This window comes from Frigoribacterium faeni, assembly GCF_007988805.1.
Taxonomy (GTDB): domain Bacteria; phylum Actinomycetota; class Actinomycetes; order Actinomycetales; family Microbacteriaceae; genus Frigoribacterium; species Frigoribacterium faeni.
Map to the genome: position 1 here is coordinate 1 of NZ_BJUV01000015.1, position 23,523 is coordinate 23,523.

Consider the following 23,523-nt stretch of genomic DNA (forward strand, 5'->3'; position numbering starts at 1 on the left):
CGCGCCGCGCGGCCGGCGCGCCGCGCGGCCGGCGCGCCGCGCGGCCCGCGCGCATCGAGGTGACCCGACGGGGGTCGCGGGAGGCCGCTCCTGCCCCCGTCGGGTCACCTCGATGGTCACGGGAGCAGGAGGCACGCGGCGCCTGCCTGCCGACCCGCGCCTCCCCGATCAGACCAGTCGCTTCTCGTCCGCCCGGAGCACGCGGAGCCACCGGAATCCGTAGCCCTCGAGCTCGATGCGGTGGTGGCCGTCGTCGGCCGGCGCCTCGGGGGTGGACCGCTCGGCGAGCAGATCGACGAGGCGGGGTGCGTCGGCGCCCGCGTCGCCGCCGTCACCCGCAGCCGCGCCGAGCAGCCCGCTCAGATCGAGGTCGACCGATCGGCCGTCCGGCGCGAAGTTGTGCACGGCGACGAGCGTCCCCGTGCTGCTGACGACGGCGTGGGCGAGCACGCAGTCGTGCCCGGACGCGAGGAGCGTCAGTTCGCCCCAGCCGATCTCCGGCGACGAGCGGTAGTGCCGGATCAGGTCCTGCACGAATCGCAGCATCGAGTCGGGCTCGTGCCGTTGCCGCGAGACGTTGACGTGCTCCGGAGCCCAGCCCTCGTCGGCGAGCGGTGCGACGAGGTCGTCGGCGTCGGCGCGCGAGAAGCCGCCGCCGGTCTCGTCGGTCCACTGCATGGGCGTGCGGACGGCCCCGCGTCCGCTGACGGCGGGGTTCTCGCCCATGCCGATCTCCTCGCCGTAGAAGAGCACCGGCGCTCCGGGGGTGGAGAACATGAGGCTGTAGACCATGCGGATGCGTCGCGGGTCGCCGTCGAGCATCGGCGGCAGACGACGAACGATGCCGCGACCGTGGATCCGCTGCGACTCGAGCGGCGCGAACGCCTCGAACACCTCGTCGCGTTCGTCGTCGCTCAGCTGGTCGAGGGTCAGCTCGTCGTGATTGCGCACGAAGTTGCCCCACTGGTTGCCGCGCGCCAACGCCGGTCGTGCGGCCAGGGCCGTCGCGAGCGGGGTGGCGTCCTGCCGGGCGAGAGAGAGGTAGAGCGCCTGGTTCGCGACGAAGTCGAACTGCATGGTGAGCTCGTCGCCGTCGTCGGCGCCGAAGAAGGGAACCATCTCGTCGTAGGGCAGGTTGACCTCGCCGAGCATCATGCCGTTCCCGCTGCGCCTCGAGACGTACCCGCGGAGCGCCTGCAGGAAGCCGTGCTCGGCGCCCTCGTCGGTGTCGATGAGGTGCGGCACGGCGTCGACCCGGAACCCGTCGATGCCGAGCTGCAGCCAGAAGCCGATCACCTTGGCGATCTCGTCGCGCACCTCCTGACGGTCGGTGGCGAGGTCGGGCTGGTGCGAGTAGAACGAGTGCCGGTAGTACTGACCGGCCGCTTCGTCGAACGACCAGACGCCGTCCTCGACGTCGGGGAACATGTTCTCGGGCTGGTCGTCCGGCACGTCGTCGCGCCACTGGTAGTAGTCGCGGAACCGGCTCGACGGGTCGCTGCGTGCGGCCTGGAACCAGGGGTGCTGGTCGCTCGTGTGGTTGACGACGAGGTCGACGATCACCCGCATGCCCCGGTCGTTCGCAGTGCGCACGACCTCGACGAAGTCGCCGAGGTGCCCGTAGCGCGGGTCGACGCCGTAGTAGTCCGAGATGTCGTAGCCGTTGTCCTGCTGCGGCGACGGGTAGAACGGCGCCAGCCAGAGGCAGGTGACGCCGAGCTCGGCGAGGTGGTCGAGTCGGTGGGCGAGCCCCTCGAGGTCGCCCACCCCGTCGTCGTTCCAGTCGAGATACGTCTCGACGTCGAGGTTGTAGAAGACCGCGGTCTTCCACCAGAGGTCGCTCGTGTCGGTGACCCTCATCGGGCGGCGCCGATCACGAGGTCGCGCTCGGCGCGAGGGGTGCGGGCGCGGGAGGCGCGGGTCGGGTGGGTCATCTCGGCTCCGTCTCGGGTGGGTCGCTCCCGCCCGACGGTACGCACGGGGTCGGTCCCGGGCCCTGTCAATCGCCTGTGCCGGGGCTGAGAACCCGACCCGCGCCTCCTCGGCCGACCCGATGCGACCCGTCGCGGAGGGCGGACCGCCGCCGCCGCTTGCGACGAGTCGTCGCGCCCCTAGGGGATGAGGCGCGCGGCGCGGTAGCGCTCGAAGAGGTCGACGAAGGCCTGCTCGGTGCGGCGGTACCGCGTGAAGCCGGCATCGCGTGCCTTGCCCATGTCGGTGACGACCTCGATGTCGCGGCCGAGGTCGCCGTCGGTGTGCCACCACGACGCCACGCGCGACAGCTCGGGTTCGGCGAGGCCGTGCTCGGCGACGAGGTCGCGCCACTCCTGCTCGAGGCCGACCATCTGCTGCTCGAGCGGTCGCGGCTCGCCCTCGAAGCCCTCGACCAGCGCGGGGTCGACGCCGAGGTGCGCGGCCAGTCGCGGCCACAGCCAGCGCCAGCGGAAGACGTCGCCGTTGACGATGTTGAACGGCTCGTCCGCACCGGCCGGGTCGGTCGCGGCCCAGATCATCTGCTCGGCCAGGACCCCGGCGTCGGTCACGTCGACGAGCGAGTTCCACTGCGTCTCGCTGCCGGGGAACACGAACGGCCGGCCGAGGCGCGTGCTCAGCGCGGCCTGCACGGCGAGCGTCAGCCCCATGTTCATCGCGTTGCCGACGGCGAACCCGATGACGGTGTGCGAGCGGTGCACCGACCAGGTGAAGCCCTGGCGCGCGGCGGCGGCGAAGAGCTCGTCCTCCTGCGCGTAGTAGAAGTTCGGGTAGGGCAGGCGCTCCTCGTCCTCGTGGAACGGGGTGTCGGGCATGTTCCCCGTGCCGTAGGCCTCGAACGGGCCGAGGTAGTGCTTGAGGCCGGTGACGAGCGACACGTGCCGCACCGGGGCGTGATCGAGCGCGGCCAGCAGGTCGCGCACCATGCCGCCGTTGACCTCGATGTTCTCGGCCTCCGTGTCGCGCTTCTGCCAGGCGGCGAAGAACACGTGGGTCGGCTTCGCGTCGGCGAGGGCCGAGCGCAGGCTGTCGGCGCTGGTGAGGTCGGCGGCGATCCCGGTGACGCCGTCGGCCGAGGAGGCGCGGCGCGACAGGGCGAGCACGTCCCAGCCGTCTCGGGTCAGCTGGTCGACGAGCGCGGTGCCGGTGATGCCGCTCGCGCCCACGACGAGCGCGGTGCCGGGAGGGGAGGTCTGGTTGTCGGTCATCCAGGCTCCAAGTCCTGCGCGCCTCCTCGCATTCCCTCGGCCCCGCGGCCGGCCGGCCCACGCGCACGGCTCGGTCCGCCGTCCGCCCGGGGGCCGCACGTCCGGTGCCGGTCGTCCTGTCCCCCGGCTGACAGTCCCCGCGCCGCCGTCGCGTACGGTGCAGCGATGGATCAGGACGCGAACGAGCCCACGCCCGAACGGACCCCCGAAGAGGAGGCCGCGGCTCTCGCGCTCGTCGTCGTGTCGCAGGCGTCGGCCATCACGCAGGGCGATCCCGACGCGCTCGACGCGAGCGAGGAGAACCTCCGGGACGTCGTCTCGGGCCTCTCGGACGCGCCGTTGACGCCCCGCCAGGAGGACGTCGTCGCCACCCTCGGCGCCGCCGGCGGCAGCCTCGCGGCGGGACTCTCCGAGGCGCTCGCGCGCGAGAAGGGCATCGACGCGGGTCGCGTGCTCGGGTCGGCGGCCGAGGCGATCCTGGCTCAGACGCAGCCCGAGACGACGTTCGTCGAGCGCGACGAGGACGACCCCGACCACGCGTCGTAAGGCCGGCCCGACACCCGAGCGAGCGGTTCTCCTCCAGCGCCCCGCGCCTCCTAGACTCGACGCGAATCGACCGATGCGACCGATCGGAGCCCGCCTGTGAGCGAACCCCGGACACCGGGTCGACCCGGACGACCGGACCGACCGGAGCGACCCGAACGCCCCGCCCCGAGAGCGAAGGGGCGGCCCGCGCGGCCTCCGCGGGCCCGTGCCCGCAACGTGAACCCGCACGAGATGCGCGACGTCCGCGCCCGCCTGCGCGGCACCCTCTACGAGGGCACGACCCCCGAGCACGGCATCGGAGGCGACCTCTACTCGCCGCGACAGATCGTCGACTTCTGCCTCGACCTCGGAGACGTGATGCTGTCCTCCGGCGCCGACGTGCGGAGCACCGAGGTCGCGATCGTCGCGGTCAGCACGAAGTGGAACCTCGCCCCGCTCGAGCTCGACATCACCGGAACCGCCATCACCGTGCAGTACACGCCCGTCGAGGGCCCGCCCCTGATCAAGACCCGGGTCATCTACGCCGAGGGGTCGAACCTGCACCGCCTGTCGCGGGTGTACCAGATCGTCGACGACCTGCTGCACGACGACCGCGACATGACGACCGCCGTCGCCGGGCTGGTCGACGTGCTGCGGTCTCCCCCGCGCTGGCCCTCGTGGATCACCGATCTCGCGATGGGACTGCTCGGCGTCTCGGTCACCCTGCAGGCCGGCGGGACCTGGCAGGCCGCCCTCGGCGCGTTCGTGCTGATGATCGGCGTCATGATGACCGGACGCGGGCTGGCGGCCCGGGGCATCCCCCCGTTCTTCGTCGTCGGCGTCCAGGCCGGCGCCACCGCCGCCCTCGGCACGGTCGCGATCTCGCTCGACGCCCTGTCGGCAGGAGGCGCGGCCGCCATGGTCGCGGCGGTGGTCGTGCTCGTCCTCCCGCACCCGACCATCGTCACCTGGGCGCAGGACGCCATCTCCGGGTTCCGGGCGATGGCTCTCGGCCGCGCGCTCGTCATCGGCCTCATCGTGGCGGGCATCGTCTGCGGGATCCCCGCCGGCCTGGCGGTGACGGGGTTCGTCGACATCGAGGTCGACCCGACCGACATCACGCTGCAGGCCCTGCCGCTGTGGCTGTCGCTGATCTCCAGCTTCGTCGCCGCGTCGGCCAACGCCGTGGCCCAGGGGTCGAGCGCGCGCGTGATCCCGGTGACGATCGGCGTGGCGCTGGTCGGCAACCTCTCGCTCTTCACGCTGCGCACCCTCGGTCTGCCGCTGATGGGGGCGACCTTCCTGGCCGCCACGCTGCTCGGCGCGCTGTCCACGATCGCGGCCGCGCGCCTCCGGACGGCCGCCACCGTGATCGCCGTCCCGGCGTTCTGCGGATCCCTGCTGCCGTCGCTCGCGGTCGCCTCGGCGCTGCTGAACGTCATGTCGGGCACCGACGGCGCCGAGGTCGACTTCGTCTTCTCGATGCTCACGACCCTCGCCATCGGCGCCGGGCTCGTGCTCGGCAGCCTGCTCGCGACGCCCGGCGCGCGACGCTGGCTGCGACGGCGCAAGAAGGTCTGGGTGCAGTCGCTGCACAGCGACACGACGCCGATCAACGTCATCGTGCCCGAGCCGACCGTCGACCCGGCCGCCCCCGACCCGGAGCGGCGACAGGCCGACTGACGGGGAGGCGCGGGTCGCCCGACGGAGAGGCGCGGGTCGCCCGATTCGCGCAACCAGCCATGTCAGCACGGCGTATGCTCCCGGACCGGCTACCGTTGCACCATGAGCCACACCACCGAACAAGCCCCGAGCGACGCCACCGAGCAAGCCGACACGCCGCCGACGTTCGCCGATCTGGGCTTGAGCGACCAGGTGCTCAAGGCGATCAAGGACATCGGATACGAGACCCCTTCGGCCATCCAGGCCGCCACCATCCCCACTCTGCTCGACGGCCGCGACGTCGTCGGGCTCGCCCAGACCGGCACCGGCAAGACGGCCGCCTTCGCGCTCCCGATCCTCTCGCGCCTCGACGTGAGCGCGAAGAAGCCGCAGGCCCTCGTCCTCTCGCCCACCCGGGAGCTCGCCCTGCAGGTCTGCGAGGCGTTCGAGCAGTTCGCGTCCGGCATGCGCGGCGTGCACGTGCTCCCGGTCTACGGCGGACAGGCCTACGGCGTCCAGCTCAGCGCCCTGCGCCGTGGCGTCCACGTGGTCGTCGGCACGCCCGGTCGCATCATGGACCACCTCGCCAAGGGCACCCTCGACCTCTCCGAGCTCAAGTACCTCGTGCTCGACGAGGCCGACGAGATGCTCAAGATGGGCTTCGCCGAGGACGTCGAGACGATCCTCGCCGACACCCCCGATGACAAGCAGGTCGCCCTCTTCTCGGCGACGATGCCCGCGCAGATCCGCCGCATCTCGAAGCAGTACCTGAACGACGCCGAAGAGATCACGGTCAAGCAGAAGACCACCACGTCGGTCAACACGACGCAGCGCTACCTGATGGTGTCGTACCCGCAGAAGGTCGACGCCCTCACGCGCATCCTCGAGGTCGAGAACTTCGAGGGCATGATCATCTTCGTCCGCACCAAGAGCGAGACCGAGACGCTCGCGGAGAAGCTCCGCGCCCGCGGCTACTCGGCCGCCGCCATCAGCGGCGACGTCGCGCAGGCTCAGCGCGAGCGCACGGTCAACCAGCTGAAGAGCGGCAAGCTCGACATCCTCGTCGCGACCGACGTCGCCGCCCGCGGTCTCGACGTCGACCGCATCAGCCACGTGGTCAACTACGACATCCCGATCGACACCGAGTCGTACGTGCACCGCATCGGCCGGACCGGTCGTGCCGGTCGCAGCGGTGCCGCGATCAGCTTCGTCACGCCGCGCGAGCGACGTCTCCTCGGCGCGATCGAGAAGGCCACCCGTCAGCCGCTGACGCAGATGCAGCTCCCGTCGGTCGACGACGTCAACAGCACGCGCCTGACCCGCTTCGACGACGCCATCACCGAAGCCCTGTCGCAGGAGGCGCGCATCTCGGCGTTCCGCGACATCATCAGCCACTACGTCGAGCACCACGACGTTCCCGAGGCCGACGTCGCCGCCGCCCTCGCGGTCGTCGCCCAGGGCGAGACGCCGTTGCTGCTCGACCCGAAGGACGAGCGCCCGCAGCGCGACGAGCGCCCGATCCGCGAGCGTGACGACCGCGCCCCGCGCGCCGGTCGCGACGACGACCGCGGTGAGCGTCGCGAACGCGGCCCGCGCACGTCGAAGCCGATGACCTCGTACCGCATCGAGGTCGGTCGCCGTCACCGCGTCGAGCCCCGTCAGATCGTCGGCGCCCTCGCCAACGAGGGCGGCCTCAGCCGCGACGACTTCGGCGCCATCGCGATCCGGCCCGACTTCTCCATCGTCGAGCTGGCGTCCGATGTGAGCCGCGACATGCTCGACCGACTGAGCGACACCCGCATCAGCGGCAAGCTCATCGAGATCAAGCCCGACCGTCGTGGCGGCGGCGGTGCCGCCCGTCGCGACGACCGCGGTGACCGGCCCGACCGCGGCGACCGCCCCGAGCGCTCGTACGGCTCCGACCGTCCGGCCCGGAAACCCCGCCACTAGCGAGACCCCGCTCCGCTTCGACGCCGACCCCGCACACCGCGCGGGTCGGCGTCGTCGCGTCGGCCCACCCGTCCCCCGGCCGCCCGGCGCTCGTCGTCCGGCGGCCACCGCCAGGCGCCCCCGCCGCCCCGATCGCCGAGGAGACCGCTCATGAGCGCGACGACCGCCCCCACCGGAACCGACGCCCTGTTCGGGGTGGTGCAGACGGCGCTGACGATCGGCAGCGTCATCCCGCTGGTGCTCGCGGTCGTCGCGCTGGTGATCCTCGTGCGCACCCGGCGTGCGGCGGGCGGTGCGGGCTCGACACCGGACCGGTCGTCGGAGCACGCACGACGCCTGCACGACCTGGCCCGGGTGTCGTTGCTCGGCTCGGCGTTCGGTCTCGCCCTGCTGCTGGTCGGACAGCTGATCGTCGGACTGGGGACGAGCATCGGCCTGGTGGCGGCGTTCGCCGGGCCGCTCGTGCCGGCGAACATCGGGGCGATCGCGCTCACGGTCGTGGCCGCGGCCGCGTACGCGGCATCCCCCGCCCCGGGTCGCTGACCCTCAGCCGAAAGCCCCGACCGCACCGAGTGTCGCGACATGCCGCCCGTCTCCGGGGGAGACGGCCTCCGGTGGCTCCTCGAGGCGGCGGGGCTAGGCCGAGGCGAGGAGGGCGCGCAGCTCGTCGACCGTGACGGTCAGCATGGATCCGGCGGGGTTGACGACGATGCCCGCGTGCCCGCGATCGATCGCGACCTTCGCGATGAGATCGAGGCGCGTCGCCCGGGCTCGGGCCGTCGGGGCCCAGGCGCCGACCTCGGCCGGGGAGGTGAGCAGCACCGAGTAGGTGTCGCCTCCGTTCGACGTCACCGTGGCGACGCCGGCGGACGTCAGGACGCCCTCGTCGTCCTCCTCTTCGAGGGCCGCGATGTAGAGCGCCGGGGCGTCGCGCAGCATCTCGAGCATCGTGATCCACGGGATCCGCCTCTCGGCCATGGCGCGCTTGACCCGCGTGTTCTCGGCCGGGTCGTCCGTGAGGCCGGTGACGAGCTCGTCGGTGTAGCCGATCCACTGGGTCTCGGGCGAGCCGGGGTCGAGCACGAGGCCGTCGTACTTCGAGGTCGCCATCGCGACGACCGCCGGCGCCGACTCCACCAGCGAGACGGGGTCGGGGGTCTTGCGGTAGAAGCCCAGCCGGTCGCCGCTGGTGAAGGCGAGCAGCACCTTCTTGCCGTTGTTGTCGACCTGGTGGGCGATCGAGATCGTGTCGCCCTTCTGCGGTCCGACCGTGGGGTCGGCGATCGACGACGACCCGATGTCGAGCAGCAGATCGCCCGCCGCGAGCTCCTTGATGACCGAGTACATGGTCTGGATGTTCTTCTTCTCTCCCCAGCCGGCCAGCGCCTCCTGCAGGGACGTGTGCACGACGGGTGCCGCCGCACGGTGCTCGGGCACGGGCGGGGCGGAGGCGTCGGTCGCGGGCGTCTCCGGCGCGGCGGGGGTCGCGGGGGCGGGCACCGCGGGTGCGGACGCGACTCCGTCGGGCGCGCCGGGGGCCTCCGGGGCGATCGGCTGCGGGCCCGGGGACGGCGTCGGGGTGTCGCCCCGTGCCTCTCCGGTGTCGGCGGCGGACGTGTGCTTCTTGCGCGAGAAGATCCCCATGCGTCGAGCCTAGGGCGAAGCGGGGTGCTCGACGGGCGCGACGAGGTCGATGAACCGCGAGAGCAGGCCGAGACCGGCGATCGTCGTCGGCATCGAGGCGGCCAGCGCGGGCGAGTGCACCAGGTATGCCGCCCACTGGGCGCGCGAGATCCCGACGTTGAGCCGGTTCGGCAGGAGCAGGAACTCGAGCCCCCGGGGGATGTCGGCGGCGCTCGACGCGGCCAGCGAGAGGATCGCGACGACGGCCTCCCTCCCCTGGAAGAGATCGACGGTGCCGACGGTCGTGCCGCGGAACCCGGCCGCGTCGAGCGCCGCGCGGACGACGGCTCCGTGCGCGTTGTAGGGCGCGACCACGATCACGTCGTCGTCGGTCAGAGCCCGGGTCCGCCCGTCGCCGTCGGTCCAGCGACGACCGACCACGTCGGCGACGAGCGCGACGACGCGCTCGGCCTCCTCCGGCGACGACGTCGTGTTGCCGTGGTGACGCACCGCCTCGACGTGCAGGCCGGGGGCGATGCCCTCGAGATGCCGCTCGGGCGCCCGCGATGCGAGGGCGCCGTCGTACGACAGTCGCGAGACGGGGGCGGTCAGGGCCGGGTGCATGCGGTAGGTGCGCGAGAGGAAGTACCCGAGCTCGGGCGGCAGCACGTCGTGTCCGTCGGCGAGCCAGCCGAGCGCGGACCGGTCGACGGGTTCGGGATGCGAGCCCTGGCTCACCTGCGGCAGCTGCTGCGGGTCGCCGAGCAGCAGCAGCCGCTGGGCGGCGACCGACGACGCGATGGTCGGGGCGAGCGAGAACTGCCCGGCCTCGTCGATCACGAGCAGATCGAGCGATCCGCGCGCGATGGTGTCGGCGTTGGCGAAGGTCCACGCCGTGCCGCCGACGACTCCCCCGGTCCCGCCCGGTCCGGTGAGGAACCCGGCGAGCTCGGCGCCGTTCCTGACGGCCGTCCAGGCGGCCGCCTCGACCGCCTCGGGGTCGGCGCCGCTCTTCGGCACCTTGACCACGCGCTCGGGGTCGACCCCCTTGCCGACCACGGCCTCGAGGAAGTTCTCGACGACCGCGTGCGACTGGCCGACGACGCCGACCCGCCAGCCGTGCTCGCGGACGAGCCGGGCGACGACGGTCGACCCGACGAAGGTCTTGCCTGTGCCGGGAGGCCCCTGCACCGCGAGATACGACCGGTCGAGCCCGAGCAGGGTCGCGGTGACCGCGGCCACGGTGTCGTCGCCCTCGACCGGCACCACCCGGCCCCGGGGCGGCACCCGGCGGAGCAGGTCGAGCGCGGCGTCGGCGACGAGGCCCGGCAGGCCGTCGAGCACCCGGCGCCCCCACTCCGAGATGGCCGCCGGCTGCGGAGCGGCCCGAGGAGGCGCGGCGGGCGTCAGAGCCACCGGGAACGCGTCGTGCGTCTCCGCACCGACCGGCACGGTCTCGGTCAGCAGCAGCACGACCCGGCGGCCGTCGGTCTCGGCGTCGACGACCGTGCCCCGGGCGGCCCAGCCCCGGGATCCGGGGCCGGCCCGGTTCGCCGAGGCGGGCAGAGGCGTGTCGTAGACGACCATCGGACTCGCGCCGATCGGCAGGCGGCTGCCCGGGGCGAGCGAGCCGACCAGTCGGAGGTCGCGGGAGAGCGTCCGCTTGCGCGGCGGTCTCTGCCAGTCGCGCACCACCTCCGCGCGGTCGACGACGAAGACGTCGCGGGCGTCGGCCCACTCGTCGATCGGGTTGCGGAGCCGGTCGAAGTGCTCCTGCCAGAAGGTCTTGGCCTCGCGACGGTGATAGTCGATGGCGGCCGCCGCGAGGGCGAGCGCCGTCTGGTCGGGTGTGCGGTCGAGAGGGTCGACGTCGGCGAGCTGAGCCGAGAGCTCGACGAAGACGGGATCGGGCTCGGCACGGACGCGCTCGTCGTCGACGAGGTCGAGGGTGCCGTCGGTCGACGAGCCGGCCGGAGCGAACGCGAGCAGCCAGTCGCGCAGGCGCAGGGTCGAGCGGCAGTCGTACTCGTTGTAGTCGGCGACCTGATCGAGGCGGGCCTGCCCGGAGGGGTCGCCCGCCCGCAGCGCCGCGGCGGCCTCGACGTAGGCGTCGATGCTGTCGGTCGCGGTGACGACCCCGCCGTCGTCGCGGAGGTCGGCGCCCATGTAGAGCGGCTCGAGCTTCTTGATCGAGTAGCTGCGCGATCCGACGAGCAGCGCCTTGCGGACGATCGGGTAGAGGTCGACGAGCACCCCGTCTCGCAGCAGGTCGTCGACGTCGTCTTCGCCGACGCCGTGCCGTGCGGCCAGCGAGAGCAGATGACTGCGCTCGTACGAGGCGTAGTGGTAGACGTGCATGCCCGGATGGGCGGCGCGTCGCTCGCGGACGTAGGCGAGGAAGTCGATCAGCGCCCGGCGCTCGTCGCGGAGGTCGTGCGCCCAGAACGCGGTGAATCGCGCCTGGTCGTCGACCAGGCCGAAGAGGTAGTCGAGCCCCCACACCGTGCCGTCGCCCTCGGTGTAGAGCGGATCGCCCTCGAAGTCGAAGAAGACGTCGCCCGGGTCGGGGGCGGGGATCGCCGCGAGGGCCCCCGCGTCGACCAGGCGGATCTCGGGCGCCGAGCCGTGCTCGCTGGCGATCTGCAGCTCCGCCTGACCCCGGAGGCGCGCCAGGGCGGTCGACCCCACGCCCGCCACCGGCCCGGTGCTCGCGGCGAGGGCATCGATGCTGGCGATGCCGGCGTCGATGAGGCTGGTCCGCTGGCCGAGGGTCAGCCCGGCGACGAGCACGAGGTCGCGGTGCTCGTCGACCTGCTCGGCGCAGGGGCCGCACCTGCCGCAGGCGCGGACGCCGGGTGCGCCCCAGGCGAGCGCGCCCTCGGCCCGCCGACGTTCCTCCACGGCGGCCCGCAGCCGGTCGCGTTGGGCCCGGTAGACGGGCGCGATGTCGGCGAGCTCGTGGCTCGAGGTGGCCCCGTCTCCGAGAACGAGATGGACCAGAGGCCCGACCGCGACGCCGCGCGCGGCGATCTGCTCGGCGTAGGCGGCCAGCTGCAGCAGGGCGGGGATCTTCGCGTGCCGGGCGAGCTTGGTGTCGTAGACCTCGTACGCGCCGTCGTCGGTGCGGATCAGGAAGTCGGAGAACCCGATGAACGTGCCGTCGAAGAACGTGGCCTGGTACAGCACGGGGGCTCCGTCGCGCAGGGCGCGCTCGGCGGCGTCGGCGGCCGCCGGGTAGTCGGCCCGATCGGGGCGCTCGAACTCGACCACCTCGTGCGTGCGGCGCAGCTGCTCGAGGAACCGGATCTCGTGGTCGTCGCCCAGGCGGGCCGTGCGGTCGAGCATCGAGTCGGCCGCGTCGGCGATCGGGTCGATGCGGCCGAGCTTCGCGTCGAGACGCCGGAGGAACGCCCACTCGCACGCCGCCCAGGTGCTGAGGTCGGACGGGCTCGTGACCACGGTCTCGTCGTCGATGTAGATGGTGTGCCTCTCGATCGCGCCTCGCACGGGTGTCGGCCCGTGCGAGTCACGCTAGCGTCGACCACCGTCAGCGCGACGAACGGCCCTTCAGGAGGCGCGGTGCGAGCGTGACCCGCCGCGCGCCTCCCGCATCGCCCCCGCCCGTCGACCCGAGCGCGTCGAGCAGCAGCCGGACGGCCTCGCGCCCCATGGCGGGCCAGGGGTGTCGGAGCGTCGTGATGTCGCGGTCGTCGCCCTCACCGAACGAGACGTCGAGCAGGCTCGCCACCTGGACGTCGTCGGGGACGGCGACGTCGCCGAGCCGGAGCACGGTGACGAGACCGTGCGCGACGTCGTCGTTGGCGCAGACGATCGCGTCGACGCGGCGGCCGTCCACCACGAGCCCCGCGCCTCCGTCCGGCCCGGCCGGGTCGCGGGAGGCGAGCAGCCGGTTGGCGGCGGCCACCCCGCCGGCCAGGACCGCGTCCGCCGGGAGCGCCGCGACGAAGGCCGTGCCCCGCGAGTCGCACGAGGCGCGCACGGCCGCGATGCGTCGGGCGTCGGCGTGGTCGGCCGGCGACAGGCCGACCGTCGCGAACGACCGGGCCCCGCCGTCGGCCAGCGAGCCGACGAGCAGGTCGGTGGCCCGGTTGTCGTCGAGACCCACCGAGTCGGTGCCGTCGCCGAAGATGTGCCGGCCGACCTGCACCACCGGCACGCGGGCGGCGGCGGCGATGGCGTCCCGGCTGACGTCCTCGGAGGGCGGGCAGACGATCAGCCCGTCGACGCGGCGGTTGAGCAGCGACTCGACGGTCTCCACGTCGTGGTCGTCGCCCTCGGCCGAGTAGCGCAGCACGAGCGACAGCCCCGCGTCGTCGAGGGCGGCGCTGACCGACTCGATCAGCGCCGAGAGGAACCCCGTGGTGTACCGGGGCAGGATGAGCCCGACGGTCTCGGTGCGTTGGCTGCGCAGGGCGCTCGCCACCGCGTTGTGCCGGTAGCCGAGGTCGGCGATCGCCTTGCGCACGGCCCGCGATCGCGACTCCGAGACGTGCTGGGCGCCGGAGAGCACGCGCGACGCCGTGGCGATCGAGACCCCCGCCCTCTGGGCCACGTCGACCAGGGTGGGCTCCGTGGTCTGGTTCACCGCGCCTCCTCGGCTCGGCCGCGGAGCACGTCGGCGACGAAGTCGGCGAGCACGGCCATCGACCCCTCGACGGTCGCGTCGAGCAGTCGCTCGCCCTTGTCGGCGGTGGCCGGCGACGGGTCGCCGAACACCCCGGACGGCGAGAACGGGTGCAGCTGCATCGGACGCGTGCCGAAGTCGGAGGGGAACGCCGGGTAGCAGGCCCCGTAACGGTCGGTCCGCACGTCGTCGGGGGCGAGCCGCAGCATGATCGAGGTCTCGATCTCCTCCGCGTGCGCGAGACCCGCGGCCGCGGGGCGACTCTCGCGGACCTCGTCGATCGCGGCGTCCATCCCGGGGTGGTCGAGCGTGATCGCGGGCAGCACACCCTCGTCGAGCAGGAGGCGCGTGGCCGTGTACAGCGGCCCGCGGTTCCCCCAGTCCCCGTTCACCACGACGAGCCCGCCCGCCCCGGAGCGCGCGAGGGCGCGACCCAGGTCGACCACGATCGCCGTGACGGTCGCCGATGAGAGCGACAGGGTGCCGCGGTAGCCGGCGGTGTTCCAGGTGTCGCCGTAGTGCACCGGAGGCAGCAGCACGGCGTCGAGGCGCTCGGCGAGACGGCGGGCGACCTCGGCCGCCGTGGCGGTGTCGGTGCCGAGCGGCAGGTGCGGGCCGTGCTGCTCGAACGCGCCGAACGGCAGCACGGCGAGACCCGCGCCCCGGTCGAAGGCGGCGGCCACGTCGGGCCAGGGCGTGCGGTCTGCGTCGATCATCATCAAGGAGCGTAGGTCTGAATGGTGCTCCCGTGCGACCGGTCGGTGAGGCCGGGCAGTCTCGCGTTCATCTCGGTCATCAGCGCGTCGAGGTCGGTGTCGACCAGCCGGCCGCCGTCGACCACGATGCGGCCGTCGACGATCACCGTCTCGACGTCGCTCGCCCGGATGCTCAGCACCAGGGCTGCGGCGAGGTCGTTCATCGGCTGCAGGTGGGGCTTCCAGGGGTCGATCAGCACGATGTCGGCCGTGTACCCGGGGGCGAGGGCGCCGAGGTCGTGCTCGCGGCCGATCGCCTGCGCGCTCTGCCGGGTGAGGAGGTCGAGCGCGTGCGAGCTGGTCAGCCAGGTCGCGTCGCGCGAGGCCGCCTTCTGCACGAGGGCGGTCGCGCGCACGCTCTCGAACATGTCGAGCGTGTTGTTCGAGGCGCAGCCGTCGGTTCCGATCCCGACCGCGATGCCGGCGTCGTGCAGCAGTCGGATCGGCGTGGAGGTGTGCGTGTGCTTCTGGTAGACCTTGGCGCAGCACGCGACGCCGACGCGGTCGGCGTACGGGGTCAGCCACGCCAGGTCGCTCTCGACGATCCCCGTGCCGTGCGCGATCAACGCGCCGGCCTCGAGCATGCCGGTGTCGTGCAGCACCTGGATCGGCGTCGCGCCCCGTCGCGCGAGCGAGGACTCGGTCTGGTGCATCGTCTCGGCGGCGTGCACGTGACTGCGCACGCCGATCGAGCGGGCGAGCTCCGCCGTGCGGACCAGGTCGGCGTCGTCGACCGTGTAGACCGCGTGCGGCCCGAGCATCGTGGTGATGCGGCCGCCCGCGGCGCCGTCGTGCTCGGCGGCGAACGCGGCGCTGCGCTCCAGGCCCTCGGCGCCCTGCGACGAGAAGTACGTCTCGGCGAGCACCGCCCGCATGCCGCCCTCGTCGACGGCGCGGGCGATCTGCGTCATCGAGAAGTAGTGGTCGGCGACCGTCGTGACCCCGCCGAGCAGCATCTCGGCGACGGCCAGGCGGGCGCCGAGCAGGACGTCCCGGTCGGTCAGGTTCACCTCCATCGGCCAGATGTGGTCGTTGAACCAGGAGGCGGTGGGCACGTCCTCCGCGGAGCCCCGGAAGTAGGTCATCGACGAGTGGCTGTGCGTGTTGATCAGGCCCGGGACGGCGACGCGTCCGGGTGCGTCGACGACCCGCGCCGCGCCCAGGTCGGCGGCCGTCAGGTCGGCGTCGGGACGGATCCAGGCGATCACGGAGCCGACCACGCCGATCGCCTGGTCGGCGAGGAACGTCGCAGGACCGGGCCGGGCCGCGTCGTCGGGCGCGAGGTCGGGGTAGGCGGCGACCGGACGCCGGGTCGGCGCCAGCACGGTCACCCTCCGGATCACGAGATCGACGGCGGGCGCCGGATCGACGGCGGGGGCGGAGGGATCGGTCGTCATGACGTCAGGCTGACACAGCGAGTCACTCCGATGAAAACGTTTACTCCACTCCTTACCTGTTCGAAACACAGCCGTAACACGCCCCCGGTTACGGTTGTCGCACCCTCACCATCCCTCCGATCCCTCGAGAACCCGGCCCCTCGTCCTCGATCAGGTAATCGTTTACTTCTTGGAGTCCCCGTGCCCACACTGCGTCCCCGCCGCCTCCTGCTCGCCTCCGCGACCACCCTGACGGCCACCCTGCTGCTCGCCTCGTGCGCCGGCCAGACGGCCGCCACCGCGCCGTCCGCCGACCCCGACGCCGCCACCGTCGCCCTGCTCTACGGGACGACCGGCGACTACTCGATCATGGACGGCGGCTACGCCGGCTTCACCGCGGCGGAGGAGAAGCTCGGCTTCTCGCCCCTCGAGCTGTCGAGCCCGAACACCGACGACTACCAGGACCGCCTCGACCTGGCCGTGTCGCAGGGCGCCGACCTCGCGGTCGGCATCGGGTTCCAGTTCGCCCAGCCCATGGAGACCACCGACCACCCCGACACGGCCTTCGTCGACGTCGACACCGACATCGGGACCGAGATCGACGGCGTGACGACGATCTCGTTCGCGGCGAACGAGTCCTCGTACCTGGTGGGCGTCGCCGCGGCGCTGACCTCGACCACCGGCCACATCGGCTTCGTCGGCGGCGTCGACCAGCCCTCGATCCAGAACTTCTTCGTCGGCTACGAGGCGGGCGCCAAGTCCGTCGACCCGTCGATCACGATCGACTCGACCTACCTCTCGCCGCTCGGCGACTTCACCGGCTTCTCCGACCCGACCAAGGGCAAGGAGGCCGCCGCCTCGATGTACGCCGGCGGCGCCGACGTCGTCTACGCGGCGGCGGGCGGCTCCGGCCAGGGCGTCTACGAGCAGGCGGCCGCATCGAGCACCGACGACGCCAAGGTCTGGGCCATCGGCGTCGACGGCGACGCCTACGAGCAGGTCGACGACGACATCAAGCCGTTCATCCTCACCTCCGCGCTGAAGAACGTCGACGTCGCGGTCGAAGACGTCATCACCTCGTTCGACGCGGGCACCCTCGAGACCGGCGAGCAGGTCTTCGACCTCGAGACCGGCGGCGTCGGCTACTCGACCAGCGGAGGGTTCGTCGACGCCATCTCCGACCAGCTCGACGACGCCGAGGCCGCCATCGTGGCCGGCGACGTCACCGTCCCGACGGCGCTCTGACCCGATGACGGTGCACGAGGCGTCGGTCCGGCTGACCGGGATCGTCAAGCGTTTCGGGACGTTCACGGCCAACGACCGGATCGACGTCGTCGTGCGCCCCGGCACCGTCCACGCGATCGTCGGCGAGAACGGCGCCGGCAAGTCCACCCTGATGAAGGTGCTGGCCGGCGAGGAGCGCCCCGACGAGGGCACGGTCGAGGTCGACGGCATCACGCACGAGTTCCGGTCGCCCCGTCAGGCCCAGCAGGCCGGCGTCGGCATCGTGCACCAGCACTTCCTGCTCGCCGACGCCCTCCGCGTGTGGGAGAACGTCGTGCTGGCGGACGAGCCGGGGACCCCGTGGCGCCTCGACTCGTCGGCCGCCCGCGAGCGGGTCTCGGCCCTCGCGGCCGAGAACGGCTTCGAGGTCGACGTCGACGCGTTCGTGTCCGACCTCGGGGTCGGCGACCGGCAGCGCGTCGAGATCCTCAAGGTCCTGTACCGCGAGGCGCGCGTCATCATCCTCGACGAGCCCACCGCGGTGCTGGTGCCGACCGAGGCGACCGCGCTGTTCCGCTCGATCCGCGCCCTCACCGCACGGGGCGCCTCCGTCGTCTTCATCTCGCACAAGCTCGACGAGGTCCTCGCGTTCGCCGACGAGATCACCGTGATCCGCGCCGGCCGGGTGGTCGGTCGCACGACGCCGGCCGAGACGACGCCGCGCGAGCTGGCCGGGCTCATGGTCGAGGTCGCCATGCCGACCGTCGAGCCGCGCACGACTCCCCCCGGCGACGACCTCGTGCTCGCCGTCGCCGATCTCACCGTCGGCCGCCCCGGCGAGCGCCCCCTGCTCGACGCCGTGTCGCTCTCGGTGCGTTCCGGCGAGATCGTCGGCGTCGCCGGGGTCGAGGGCAACGGCCAGTCCGAGCTGCTCGCGGCTCTGCTCGGCCGGGTCGAGTACGACGGGGCCGTCTCGATGGGCGGTCGGTCGATCGACGCCCTGTCGACGCGCGAGCGCCGGGCGCTCGGGCTGGCGTACATCCCCGAGGACCGGCATCGCGACGGCGTCGTGCTCGACTTCACGCTGGCCGAGAACGCCGCCCTCGGCTATCAGCAGCGCGCCCCGATCCGGCGCGGCTGGTGGTTCAGCCGGTCGGCCGCGTCGTCGACGGCCTCGGCCGTCATCCGGCGCTTCGACGTCCGCGGCGGCGGACCCGGCACGCGCGCCCGCGCTCTGTCGGGCGGCAACCAGCAGAAGTTCATCATCGGGCGCGAGCTCGGCAGCGACCCGACCGTGCTGGTCGCGGCGCATCCGACGCGCGGCGTCGACGTCGGGGCGCAGAGCGCCGTCTGGCGCGAGCTCGTCACCGCCCGCGACACGGGTCTCGGCACGCTGCTCGTGTCGGCCGACCTCGACGAGCTGCTCGCCCTGAGCGACCGGCTGCTCGTGATGTACGGCGGTCGCGTCGTCGCCGAGCTCGATCCCCGCACCGTGACCGCCATCGACCTCGGAGAGCACATGACCGGCGCCCACGCCCCGTCCCCCGGCGACGCGCCGCCGTCCGATCGGGCACCCCGAGGAGGCGCGGCGTGATCCGCCGGGTCGCGGTCACCACCGCGGGTCCCGTCGTCTCGGTGCTGCTCGCCCTCGGCGTCACCGCGCTGTTCCTGACCGCCGGCGGCTACAGCGCCTCCAGCGCCTTCTCGGTCATGTGGTCGTACGGCATCGAACCGAACTCGCTCGTGTCGAGCCTGAACGACGCCGTGCCGCTCTACCTCGCGGCCGTCGCGGGCGCCTTCGCGGTGCGGATGGGCCTGTTCAACATCGGCGTCGACGGCCAGTACCGCATGGCGGCCCTCGCCGGCGCGGTCGCCGCGGCGTCCCTGCCGTTCCCCCTCGCCATCCGCCTGCCGCTGACGCTGCTGATCGCCTGCGCCGTGGGCGCGCTCTGGGCGCTGATCCCGGCGCTGCTCAAGATCCACCGCGGTGTGAACGAGGTCATCACGTCGATCCTGCTGAACGCCATCGCGACGACGGTGGTGGCCGTGCTGCTGAGCGACGTCTTCCGCTCGGGCGGCGGACAGAACACCGGCACGGCGGTCATCGACCCGTCGGGCCTGATGCCGACGCTGCCCGGCACCGGCTCGGGCCAGGGCTCGGTCTCGAGCTTCGTGATCGTCGCGCTGGTCGTCGGCATCGTCTACCACCTCGTCATCGACCGCAGCGTGTTCGGCTACTCGCTGCGCGTCGCGGCCCGGTCGCCCGAGGCGGCCGAGTCGGCCGGCATCCGCGTCGACCGCAAGATCGTGCAGGCGATGCTGATCAGCGGGGCCGTCGCCGGTCTCGTCGGGCTGCCGCACATCCTCTCGGTCGCCGGCCGGTTCGACGGCACGCTCCCCACCGACCTCATGTTCACCGGGCTCGCGGCCACCCTGCTCGGGCGTCAGCACCCGATCGGCATGGCCCTCGGCGCCTTCGTGCTCGCCTTCGTCGAACGCAGCGCCCAGGTGCTCGGGCTGGTGCAGCTGCCGACCGAGGTCGGCCAGGTGTTCCTCGCCGTCGTGCTGCTGTCGTCGGCGGTGGGCTACTGGCTCACCGAGCGGGCCGACCAGCGCATCGCGCTGGCCACGGCCCTGCGCCGTCGCCTCCGATCCGGCGAGAGCACGCCGCCGGCCGCCACCGAAGGAGCAGCACGATGACGACCGGGCCCGAACCGCTGACCACCGTGACGCCCTCGGGCGCCGAGCCTCCCCGCGCGTCGGTCGCGCGCCTCCGGCCGTCCGTCCGGCACGTGCGGGCCGCGCTCCGCTGGACCCTGCTCGGCCTCGGTCTGCTGATCCTCGCCCGGTACCTCGCCGACGCCCCCGGCATCACGGCGTCGTCGACCTGGGGCTCGGCCCTGCGGCTCACCGTGCCGATCGCCCTGGTGGCGATGGGCGGCCTGTTCTCGGAGCGCGCGGGCGTGATCAACGTCGGCCTCGAGGGCATGATGATCGGCGGCACCTGGACGGCGGGCCTCTTCGGAGCGATCGCCGGGCCGTGGGCGGCCCTCGCCGGCGGCGTCGTCGGCGGTCTCGTGTTCGGCGTGCTGATGGCGGTGCTCTGCATCGAGATGGGCATCAACCAGCTGATCGTCGGCGTCTCGATCAACGTGATCGCGGCCGCCGTCGCCCGGTTCTTCTCGGACATCGTCTTCTCGGGCATGGAGGGCGGCACCATCGCGCGGTCGCCGCGCATCGGGGCCGACGTGCCGCACCTCTCGCTGCCGTTCGTCAGCGGCGGCCTCGGCACCCCCGACCTCAGCCGCACGATGGAGGGCTCCGACCTCCCGGTCGTGGCGCAGATCGGCGGCCTGCTCGGCGGACTCACCCGCGACGTGTCGCTCGCCGCCGTGATCGGCCTGCTGGTCATCCCGATCGTGGCGTGGATCCTCTGGAAGACGCCGTTCGGTCTGCGCTGGCGCGCGGCGGGCGAGGAGCCGGCCGCGCTCCAGGCCCTTGGCGGCAGCGTGCACCGCACCCGCTGGATCGCGGTGCTGGTCGGCTCCGGCCTCGCCGGGTTCGCGGGCGGCTATCTGACCCTGATCTCGCAGGGCTACATCGAGAACCAGACCGCGGGCCGGGGGTTCATCGGCCTCGCGACGCTGATCTTCGGCAACTGGACGCCGTCCGGCGTGTTCTTCGGCGCCTCCCTCTTCGGCATCAGCGACGCCGTCGGGATCGGGCGACCCGAGACGCTGCGCGCCCTCGTCTTCGTGCTCGCCGTCGTCTTCGCCGTGCTCGGGCTCGTGCGTCTGCGGCGCGTCGTCCCCGGGCGGCGCCTGCGCGAGGGGCTGCCGCCGCTCGTCGTCGGCGTCGTGCTGCTGGTCGTCTTCGTCGCCGTCCCGCTGCCGGCCGCGATCTCGAGCGCGACGCCGTACGTCGTGACGCTGGCGGTGCTGGTGGTGGCGGGCACCCGGATGCGGCCGCCCGCCGCACTCGGCAGGCTCGTGCCCCGCCGGACGCGCCGCAGCTGACCCGGTCGGCCGACCCGCGCCTCCTCGACTCCCGCCCTCCACCGATCCGCTAGGAACCCCGTGCACCGCCTCTCCTCCCCCACCACCCTCGTCGGCGTCGACGTCTGGGACGGCCACGACCACCTCGGCCCGCACGAGGTGACCTGGGGTCCGCACGGGTCGGGCTCGGCGCCCGACGCCGTCGTCACCGAGCTCGGCGCCGTCGGCCCGTCGGCCGCGTTCGCGGGGCTGTCGCTGATCCCCGGGCTGATCGACACGCACGTGCACCTGATCGGCAACGCAGGAGGCGCGGCGTCGGGATTCCTGACCTGGCCGCTGGTCACTCCCCCCACCGAGCAGGTGCTGCACGGACTCGCGCACGCCCGCCGCGCGCTGGCCGGCGGAGTCACGACGCTGCGCGACCTCTCGGCCGACGAGGTCCAGTTCTCCCTGGCCCGCGCGGTCGAGGCCGGGCTGGTCGAGGCGCCGCGGCTGCTCGCGCACGGCATGGTGAGCATGACCGGAGGACACGGCGACATGTTCGTGCCGCCGGGCGTCGACCCCCGGCTGCGCAAGCCGACCGCCGACGGCGTCGACGCCTGCCGTGCGCTCGTCCGCGCGCACGCCCGGGCCGGGGCGACCGGCATCAAGATCGCGACGAGCGGCGGGCTGCTCTCCGACGGCGACAAGCCGTCGTGGCGGAACCACACCACGGCCGAGATCGACGCCATCGTCGACGAGGCGCACGCGCTCGGCCTCCTCGTCGCCGCTCACGCGCACACCGACGAGGGCATCCGGATCGCGCTGCGCGCCGGGGTCGACTCGCTCGAGCACGCCACGCAGCTCGACGGCGTGCTGGCCGGCGAGGTCGTCGAGGCCGGTCTGCCGGTGGCGCCGACCCTGCTCATCAACGACGCGATCGCCGACGGCTCGGTGCCGGTCACGGCCGAGCAGCAGGAGGCGGCCCGGGCGCTCGTCGTCGACCGCGACGCGGGCTTCCGCGCGGCCGCCGACGCCGGGGTCGACTTCGTGCTCGGCACCGACGCCAACGGGTTCCACGTGCGGTTCGGCGATCAGATGGCCGAGCTGCGGCGGATGGGCGAGGTGCTCGGCTGGTCGGCTGCGCGGGTGCTCGAGGCCGGCACGTCGCGGGCGGCCGTCGCGATCGGGCGCGGGGCCCGCGCGGGTTCGGAGTCCGCGAAACCGGGCTCGGGATCGGGCTCGGGCTCGGGCTCGACCGTGGTCTCGGCCTCGGGCGGGCCCGTGCTCGGGCGCATCGCCGTCGGCGCCGCCGCGGACTTCGTGCTGCTGCGCGGGCGCCCCTGGCTCGACGTCGACGCGCTCGATCCGGCGAACATCGTGGCCGTGGTGGCGCGAGGGCGCGTCGTGGCCGGGAGCCTCCCGACCGCCTGACCCGCGCCTCCTCGGGCCCCGACGCTCGTCGCGCGCCCGCATCCGGGCCAACCTGGTGATCGAGTGGTCCGAAGATGCTCGTCCCGCGCGAGCGACGAGCATCTTCGGACCACTCGATCGCTACCGCACGAGCGAGCTCGACGCGGGCTCGACGCGGGCTCGACGCGGGCGGGAGAACGACGACGCGCGGGCTACGCCTCGTCCGCGAGCACCCGCCCGAGCCACGCGGCGAGCGTGGCCGCCGCCGACACCGACGACGCGCGCTCGACGTCGGGGTTGTAGTTGGTGTTCGTGTTGACGTCGTACGGGACGGACCGGCCGTCGGCGGTCTCGATGAACTCGATCCCCGCGACCTCGATGCCCTGCTCGGCGACGAACGCCTCGAGCCGACGGACGAGCGGGTGCTCGGCCGTCACCGAGGCGCGCACCGCGAACGGCGCGAAGGTGGCCGGGTCGGCGCCGTCGGGCACGACGCAGGCGTCGGCCGGGCAGAGCTCGAAGCTCCCCGCCGACGTGTCGACCCGCACGGCGTAGACGAACCGTCCGCCGACGAACTCGACGCGCGTGTTGAACGGCTCCTCCGCCTCGAGGAACTCCTGCAGCAGCGTGATCCCGTCGATGGGCACCTCGAAGTCCGGGCCGTCCACGTAGGCGTCGAAGGAGGCGAGGTCGTCGAACCGGCGCACACCGAGGCCCTTCCCGCCCTGGTTGTGCTTCGTGATGAACGGCAGCGTCTGCTCGCGGGCGCGCGCCTTCAGGTCGTCGGTGCCGAACACCGCCGTCGTGGCCGGCACGTCGAAGCCCGCCTGCGCCAGCGCCAGGTACTGGGCGACCTTGCTCACCTCGAGCTCGACGACGCCGCTGCCGTTGATCGTCCGCCGACCGTGTCGCTCGGCCCAGCGGAGCGTCGCCCTCGCCACCTCCTTGGCCGTCGACCGGCCCCGCGTGTGAGCGGACCCGCTGAGGCGGGACCAGAACACCCCGGCAGGAGGCGCGGCGGACAGATCGAACGCGTACCCGTCGAGCAGGTGCTCGCGATGCGGGACGCCCGCGGCGTCGAGGGCGGCGACGAGCGGGGGCAGCCACTCGGCGTTGTCGTGCAGGATGTGGACGACGGGTGTCGGGTCGGTGACGTCGGAGCGGGAGGTCATCCCT

General features: G+C 73.1%; 17 protein-coding genes. 9 read left to right on the plus strand and 8 right to left on the minus strand.

The annotated features are described in order from the left end of the window. Window positions 1–168 precede the first annotated feature (168 nt). A complete protein-coding gene (locus FFA01_RS08555; RefSeq protein ID WP_146855014.1) occupies window positions 169–1,860 on the minus strand; it encodes an alpha-amylase family protein in 1,692 nt (563 codons plus the stop codon). Between the two features lie 251 nt (window positions 1,861–2,111). Then, window positions 2,112–3,200, minus strand: a complete 1,089-nt coding sequence (locus tag FFA01_RS08560) for an SDR family oxidoreductase (protein WP_146855017.1) — start codon at window positions 3,198–3,200, stop codon at window positions 2,112–2,114. 165 nt (window positions 3,201–3,365) lie between these two features. Here FFA01_RS08560 and FFA01_RS08565 point away from each other — a divergent pair, with 165 nt between their 5' ends. The 4 genes from FFA01_RS08565 (at window position 3,366) to FFA01_RS08580 (ending at window position 7,880) form a co-directional block, all read left to right on the plus strand. Continuing rightward, the gene (locus FFA01_RS08565) at window positions 3,366–3,746 is read left to right on the plus strand and encodes a hypothetical protein (RefSeq protein WP_146855021.1); all 381 of its coding nucleotides are present in this window, start codon (window positions 3,366–3,368) and stop codon (window positions 3,744–3,746) included. 231 nt (window positions 3,747–3,977) lie between these two features. After that, window positions 3,978–5,408 (plus strand): threonine/serine exporter family protein, encoded by a 1,431-nt coding sequence (locus tag FFA01_RS08570; RefSeq protein WP_244289771.1) that lies wholly within the window; start codon window positions 3,978–3,980, stop codon window positions 5,406–5,408. A gap of 102 nt (window positions 5,409–5,510) precedes the next feature. After that, window positions 5,511–7,337: a DEAD/DEAH box helicase gene (locus tag FFA01_RS08575; protein ID WP_146855024.1), complete on the plus strand. Its 1,827-nt coding sequence runs from the start codon at window positions 5,511–5,513 to the stop codon at window positions 7,335–7,337. A 150-nt stretch (window positions 7,338–7,487) separates the two neighbouring features. Beyond that, window positions 7,488–7,880 carry a hypothetical protein gene (locus FFA01_RS08580; RefSeq protein WP_146855027.1) on the plus strand — a complete coding sequence of 131 codons (393 nt, stop codon included), beginning with the start codon at window positions 7,488–7,490 and terminating at the stop codon, window positions 7,878–7,880. A gap of 93 nt (window positions 7,881–7,973) precedes the next feature. Here FFA01_RS08580 and FFA01_RS08585 read toward each other — a convergent pair whose 3' ends face one another. Genes FFA01_RS08585 through FFA01_RS08605 form a run of 5 tightly spaced genes read right to left on the minus strand, consistent with a single transcriptional unit; the run spans window position 7,974 to window position 15,757 of the window. Further along, window positions 7,974–8,981 (minus strand): SseB family protein, encoded by a 1,008-nt coding sequence (locus FFA01_RS08585; RefSeq protein WP_146855030.1) that lies wholly within the window; start codon window positions 8,979–8,981, stop codon window positions 7,974–7,976. A gap of 9 nt (window positions 8,982–8,990) precedes the next feature. Continuing rightward, window positions 8,991–12,467 (minus strand): TM0106 family RecB-like putative nuclease, encoded by a 3,477-nt coding sequence (locus FFA01_RS08590; RefSeq protein ID WP_244289772.1) that lies wholly within the window; start codon window positions 12,465–12,467, stop codon window positions 8,991–8,993. 40 nt (window positions 12,468–12,507) lie between these two features. Next, a complete protein-coding gene (locus FFA01_RS08595; protein WP_146855033.1) occupies window positions 12,508–13,566 on the minus strand; it encodes a LacI family DNA-binding transcriptional regulator in 1,059 nt (352 codons plus the stop codon). After that, entirely contained in the window at window positions 13,563–14,321 is a 759-nt protein-coding gene (locus tag FFA01_RS08600) for a creatininase family protein (protein WP_167627324.1), read from the minus strand. Before FFA01_RS08600 ends, FFA01_RS08595 begins: the two co-directional genes overlap by 4 nt. Before the next feature lie 2 nt (window positions 14,322–14,323). Continuing rightward, entirely contained in the window at window positions 14,324–15,757 is a 1,434-nt protein-coding gene (locus tag FFA01_RS08605; RefSeq protein WP_146855038.1) for an amidohydrolase, read from the minus strand. 180 nt (window positions 15,758–15,937) lie between these two features. On the opposite strand from FFA01_RS08605, the gene FFA01_RS08610 reads away from it, so the two are divergent. From FFA01_RS08610 to FFA01_RS08630, 5 genes are read left to right on the plus strand one after another with little or no spacing between them, the layout of a single operon-like run. After that, a complete protein-coding gene (locus tag FFA01_RS08610; RefSeq protein ID WP_167627325.1) occupies window positions 15,938–16,981 on the plus strand; it encodes a BMP family lipoprotein in 1,044 nt (347 codons plus the stop codon). A 4-nt stretch (window positions 16,982–16,985) separates the two neighbouring features. Next, on the plus strand, window positions 16,986–18,554 hold the full coding sequence (locus tag FFA01_RS08615; RefSeq protein WP_146855044.1) for an ABC transporter ATP-binding protein: 1,569 nt from the start codon (window positions 16,986–16,988) through the stop codon (window positions 18,552–18,554). Beyond that, window positions 18,551–19,660, plus strand: a complete 1,110-nt coding sequence (locus FFA01_RS08620) for an ABC transporter permease (RefSeq protein WP_146855047.1) — start codon at window positions 18,551–18,553, stop codon at window positions 19,658–19,660. Before FFA01_RS08615 ends, FFA01_RS08620 begins: the two co-directional genes overlap by 4 nt. Further along, window positions 19,657–20,976: an ABC transporter permease gene (locus FFA01_RS08625; RefSeq protein WP_146855049.1), complete on the plus strand. Its 1,320-nt coding sequence runs from the start codon at window positions 19,657–19,659 to the stop codon at window positions 20,974–20,976. Before FFA01_RS08620 ends, FFA01_RS08625 begins: the two co-directional genes overlap by 4 nt. 60 nt (window positions 20,977–21,036) lie before the next feature. Continuing rightward, a complete protein-coding gene (locus FFA01_RS08630; RefSeq protein ID WP_146855052.1) occupies window positions 21,037–22,368 on the plus strand; it encodes an amidohydrolase family protein in 1,332 nt (443 codons plus the stop codon). Between the two features lie 191 nt (window positions 22,369–22,559). Here the strand turns inward: FFA01_RS08630 and FFA01_RS08635 are convergent, their stop codons facing one another. Then, the gene (locus FFA01_RS08635; RefSeq protein ID WP_146855055.1) at window positions 22,560–23,519 is read right to left on the minus strand and encodes an ATP-grasp domain-containing protein; all 960 of its coding nucleotides are present in this window, start codon (window positions 23,517–23,519) and stop codon (window positions 22,560–22,562) included. Between the last annotated feature and the right edge of the window lie 4 nt (window positions 23,520–23,523).

Coding starts and splice junctions, on each gene's coding strand:
- FFA01_RS08615 (WP_146855044.1), top strand. CDS start 16,986: ATGACGGTGCACGAGGCGTCGGTCCGGCTGACCGGGATCGTCAAGCGT.
- FFA01_RS08560 (WP_146855017.1), bottom strand. CDS start 3,200: ATGACCGACAACCAGACCTCCCCTCCCGGCACCGCGCTCGTCGTGGGC.
- FFA01_RS08575 (WP_146855024.1), top strand. CDS start 5,511: ATGAGCCACACCACCGAACAAGCCCCGAGCGACGCCACCGAGCAAGCC.
- FFA01_RS08565 (WP_146855021.1), top strand. CDS start 3,366: ATGGATCAGGACGCGAACGAGCCCACGCCCGAACGGACCCCCGAAGAG.
- FFA01_RS08605 (WP_146855038.1), bottom strand. CDS start 15,757: ATGACGACCGATCCCTCCGCCCCCGCCGTCGATCCGGCGCCCGCCGTC.
- FFA01_RS08580 (WP_146855027.1), top strand. CDS start 7,488: ATGAGCGCGACGACCGCCCCCACCGGAACCGACGCCCTGTTCGGGGTG.
- FFA01_RS08635 (WP_146855055.1), bottom strand. CDS start 23,519: ATGACCTCCCGCTCCGACGTCACCGACCCGACACCCGTCGTCCACATC.
- FFA01_RS08600 (WP_167627324.1), bottom strand. CDS start 14,321: ATGATCGACGCAGACCGCACGCCCTGGCCCGACGTGGCCGCCGCCTTC.
- FFA01_RS08585 (WP_146855030.1), bottom strand. CDS start 8,981: ATGGGGATCTTCTCGCGCAAGAAGCACACGTCCGCCGCCGACACCGGA.
- FFA01_RS08570 (WP_244289771.1), top strand. CDS start 3,978: ATGCGCGACGTCCGCGCCCGCCTGCGCGGCACCCTCTACGAGGGCACG.
- FFA01_RS08625 (WP_146855049.1), top strand. CDS start 19,657: ATGACGACCGGGCCCGAACCGCTGACCACCGTGACGCCCTCGGGCGCC.
- FFA01_RS08555 (WP_146855014.1), bottom strand. CDS start 1,860: ATGAGGGTCACCGACACGAGCGACCTCTGGTGGAAGACCGCGGTCTTC.